Source organism: Methylobacterium sp. WL119, assembly GCF_008039875.1.
Lineage (GTDB): Bacteria > Pseudomonadota > Alphaproteobacteria > Rhizobiales > Beijerinckiaceae > Methylobacterium.
In genome coordinates, this window is record NZ_VRUU01000186.1 from 1 (window position 1) to 4135 (window position 4135).

Consider the following 4135-nt stretch of genomic DNA (forward strand, 5'->3'; position numbering starts at 1 on the left):
GCGCCGACGCCGTAGGCGCCCTGCAGGTAGAGGGTATCGCCGGGGGAGATGAACGGCAGGTTGACCTTCACGCCGCCCTGGACCGCGTAGCCGTAGTCGTTGCTGGTGTGGGGGATGCTGACGTTGGAGATGACACCTGCGCCGACGGGGGTACCGGCGCCGTTGGCGACGTTGCCGACGTTCAGCTCGTGCACCGCGGCGGTGAGCTGGGCGGAGCCCCAGGCCGCATCGTAGCGCAGGGCGCCGACGAAGTCGGGCATCCGGTTGCGCTCGATGCCATCGACGAAGCTGTAGCGGGCCGCGGCTCCAGCAGCGTTGTAGCCGATGAACACCGGGATCGGCGAGTTGTTCTGCGCGAACACGGCCGCTGCCGTGTTGAGCGTCACGTTCCCGGAGTTGGTGGTCGGCGAGAAGATCGGCGAGCGGCGGAAGGTCGGGTCTTCGACCGAGAGCGTCGCCGAGAAGCCGTTGCCCAGCGTCGCGGTGTAGGCGATCAGGTTGGTCGAGGACACGTCGGAGCCGGCGGTGGCGCCGGCCAGCTCGAAGTCGTGAGCGTAGAAGTCGAAGAACGACGAGGCGCGACCGGCGGTGAAGCCCGCGAACTGGATGAAGGCCTTGTCGGCGTTCACGTACTGCTGCAGCCGGCCGAAGCTGTCGACGCCGAGACCCGGGTAGGCGTTGCCGATGCGCTGGTTCGTGCCCGAGGTGCCGAGACCGGAATAGCCGGAGCCGCTGCCGGCTTCCAGGCGCACGAACGCGCGAAGGGTGCCGTAGGCGGTCTGGGTGCGGGCGTCGAGGTTGATGCGCAGGTGGGTGCGGTAGCCGGTGGTGTCACCGTTCTGCGAACCGTTCTGGCGCGAGTACGACGGCTGGTAGGCAGCGTCGAAGCGGGCGCGACCCGAAAGGCGGAGGCAGGTGTCGGTGCCGGGAATGTAGAAGAAGCCGGCGCCGTAGGCGGAGCAGACGCGGACGTACTCGATGGGGGCGGCCTTCTTGACCGGCAAATCGGCAGCCTGGGCGCCGGCGACGGCGACGGCGGCGAAGCCGGCGGCCGAAGCAAGCAGGGTGCTCTTCAAGAGCGTCATAGATATCTCCAAAAGCTTCGAGACCCGAGGATCGTGTGGTCGCGGGGCCGGGGCCGATCGCGTCACACCTTGTTTTGCGGCCCGCTTTTTGGTGCGGGCTCATCGGGCCCGCTTTTGCGATGCCCCCAGTGCCCGAGCACTGTGTGCGAACCGGTCCACCCGAGCAACGTCGAATCCTCCTCGAAGACCTCGTGCGACGCCGCTGTTGCATCACGGCAACGAATCGAGTGACCTTTAGCCAGCTTGCATACGGATGTAGCGATCTGGCCCGCGCAACCGACCACGGAAGCCGTCGAAACACAGATCCTGCCGGCACTTCGCACATGGATTGTGCGCAATGTCGTCAATTCGATCTGCGGCGTGCTTTCGATCGCGGCTTCGCGCATCGCCGCCTCGCCTCCGGCGAATCCTGTCTCGCGGTGCGAAGGAGCGAATACCGACTTTCAGCGCGATAGACATCAAAGCTTTAGAATTCACCAATTATTAAGTTAACTTTATTGAAGAGTAAGAATTGACGACGACAGTCCAAGGCTTCAGGTTCGAGATGGATCAGATGGTGTTGCGTGCAATGATTTCCTCTCACGACATTCGCGAAACGCTCGGTGGAATCGAGTCCCTGTCCGGCCAAGTCGACCGGCTCTCGGACGACGACGATCTGTTCGACAAGGGCCTGTGCTCCTTCGGATCCGTGCAGCTGATGCTCGCGCTCGAGGAGCGGTTCAACATCGAGTTCCCCGATCATCTCTTGAACCGGGCGTCGTTCGCGACGATCCGCGCGATCCGCAGCACCGTCGCGACGATCGCCCAGCCGGTGGACGCATGAGCGCGCTCGCCAAGCGGGTGCCCCCCGAACCGGTTCTCGCTCCGCCGGCCTTTGCGGAGCGCATCCGCCGGGTCGCGCAGGTCGCCGCGCTCCATGCGGACGCCGTCGATCGCGAGGGGCGCTTCCCCGCGGAAGCCGTCGCCGCGCTCCGCGAGGAGCGGCTCCTCGGGATCCAGATCCCGGAGGCGTTCGGCGGCGAGGGGGCCGACATGAGCCGGCTGGCGGAGGCCTGCTTAGGCCTGGGGCAGGCCTGCGCCGCGACCGGGATGGTGTTCGCGATGCACCAGATCAAGGTCGCGAGCCTCGTCACCCATGGCGGGGAGAGCGCCTGGCACTGCGCGCTGATGCAGCGGGTGGCGGAGCGGCAGCTGCTCGTCGCCTCGGCGACCACCGAGGGCGGCATCGGCGGCGACCTGCGCAACAGCCTCTGCGCGGTCGAGGCCGAGGGCGACGCGTTCGCCTTCCGCAAGGACGCCACCGTGATCTCCTACGGCGCCCACGCCGACGTGATCCTCGCCACCGGCCGGCGCCATCCGGACGCCGCCTCCTCCGACCAGGTCCTTGTCGCGCTGACGGCCGACCAGATCACCCTGGAGCGGACCAGCCGCTGGGACACGCTCGGCATGCGCGGCACCTGCAGCGACGGCTTCCTGCTTGCCGCCCGCGACGTGCCGATCGCCCAGATCCTGCCGAAGCCCTTCGCCGAGATCGCGGCCCAGTCGATGCTGGCCTCCTCGCACCTGCTGTGGAGCAGCGTCTGGTTCGGGATCGCGAGCCATGCGGTCGACCGGGCGCGGACCTTCGTCCAGGCCGAGGCCCGCCGCCGGCCGGGCACGGTGCCGCCGGGCGCCCTGCGTCTCGCCGAGGCGACGAGCGCGCTGCAGGCGATGAAGGGGACCATCCAGGGCGGGCTGCGCCACTACGCGGAAGCCCTGGGCGCGCCCGATCTGCTCGGCTCGATCGGCTTCGCGGTGGCCCTGAACAACGTGAAGACCACCGCCTCGACCGCGGCCGTCGCCATCGTCCAGCTGGCGCTGGGGATCGTCGGCATCGCCGGCTACAAGAACGGAACCCCGTTCAGCCTCGGCCGGGCGCTGCGCGACGTGATGTCGGCGCCGCTGATGATCAGCAACGACCGTATCCACAGCAACACCGCCAACCTTCTGCTGGTGCAGAAGGGCAACGGCCAATTCCTGAGCGCGTGATGGACAGCTTGGCCACCCCGACCCTCGCCGCGCCGCTCGAGACGAGCCCGTCCCAGGCGGATGCGGTGGAACCGCGCTCGTTCCTCGACCGCCTGTTCGACCGCGGCCATCTGGTGCGCACCGGGATCGACGGGCTGTACGGGCGCGGCGGCGACTTCGAGAGCGTGGTCGAGGCGCTCGACGCCCTCGTCTCGCGCCTCGGCGCGGCCGACGGCGCCGAGCGGATGCGCTTCCCGCCGGGCATGAGCCGCCCGGCCTTCGAGCGCAGCGGCTACCTCAAGGGCTTCCCCAACCTCGCCGGCACCGTGCACAGCTTCTGCGGCGACGAGGCCGCCCACGCGCGCCTCCTCGCCTGCGTCGAGGCCGGGCGGGACTGGACCCAGGACCAGGCCTGCACCGACATCGTGCTGACGCCGGCCGCCTGCTACCCGCTCTACCCGGTCGCCGCCGCGCGGGGGCCCCTGCCGGCCGGCGGCCTGCTGTTCGACCTGCAATCCTACTGCTTCCGCCACGAGCCCTCGGTCGAGCCGACCCGGATGCAGATGTTCCGCATGCGCGAGTACGTGCGCATGGGCAGCCCCGAGCAGGTGCTGGCCTTCCGCGAGGTCTGGCTCGAGCGCGGCACCGCGATGATGCGCGCCCTCGGCCTGCCGCTGGCGGTCGACCCGGCCAACGACCCGTTCTTCGGCCGCGCCGGGCGAATGCTCGCCAACAACCAGCGCATGCAGGGGCTCAAGTTCGAGCTCAACGTGCCGGTCAACAGCGAGGCCCCACCAACCGCCTGCCTGAGCTTCAACTACCACCAGGACCACTTCGGCAGCACCTGGGAGATCGGCCAGGCCGACGGCGCCGTCGCCCACACCGCCTGCGTCGGGTTCGGCCTGGAGCGGATCACGCTCGCGCTGCTGCGCCACCACGGCCTCGACCTCGCCGCCTGGCCGGCGGACGTGCGCACGCAGCTCTGGGGCTAGGACGGTGCGGGCCTGGGGGCGTGGTCGAGGCCGTGGTGGCGCAGCAGCGCG

5 protein-coding genes are annotated in these 4135 nt (G+C 69.1%); 3 read left to right on the forward strand and 2 right to left on the reverse strand.

All coding sequences use genetic code 11. From position 1 onward, the window contains the following. Both FV227_RS27985 and FV227_RS27990 read right to left on the reverse strand, forming a co-directional pair. A partial coding sequence (locus FV227_RS27985) for a porin (RefSeq protein WP_147860421.1) occupies nt 1-1085 on the reverse strand: 1085 nt, incomplete at its 3' end. A 62-nt stretch (nt 1086-1147) separates the two neighbouring features. Next, on the reverse strand, nt 1148-1471 hold the full coding sequence (locus tag FV227_RS27990) for a hypothetical protein (protein ID WP_147729311.1): 324 nt from the start codon (nt 1469-1471) through the stop codon (nt 1148-1150). A gap of 182 nt (nt 1472-1653) precedes the next feature. Between FV227_RS27990 and FV227_RS27995 the strand changes: the two genes are divergently transcribed. Genes FV227_RS27995 through FV227_RS28005 form a run of 3 tightly spaced genes read left to right on the forward strand, consistent with a single transcriptional unit; the run spans nt 1654 to nt 4084 of the window. Beyond that, nucleotides 1654-1908 (forward strand): acyl carrier protein, encoded by a 255-nt coding sequence (locus FV227_RS27995; protein WP_147729314.1) that lies wholly within the window; start codon nt 1654-1656, stop codon nt 1906-1908. Further along, nucleotides 1905-3113, forward strand: a complete 1209-nt coding sequence (locus FV227_RS28000) for an acyl-CoA dehydrogenase family protein (protein ID WP_147729312.1) — start codon at nt 1905-1907, stop codon at nt 3111-3113. The genes FV227_RS27995 and FV227_RS28000 overlap by 4 nt, the downstream gene beginning before the upstream one ends. Continuing rightward, nucleotides 3113-4084: an amino acid--[acyl-carrier-protein] ligase gene (locus FV227_RS28005; RefSeq protein ID WP_147729313.1), complete on the forward strand. Its 972-nt coding sequence runs from the start codon at nt 3113-3115 to the stop codon at nt 4082-4084. Before FV227_RS28000 ends, FV227_RS28005 begins: the two co-directional genes overlap by 1 nt. Nucleotides 4085-4135: the final 51 nt, after the last annotated feature.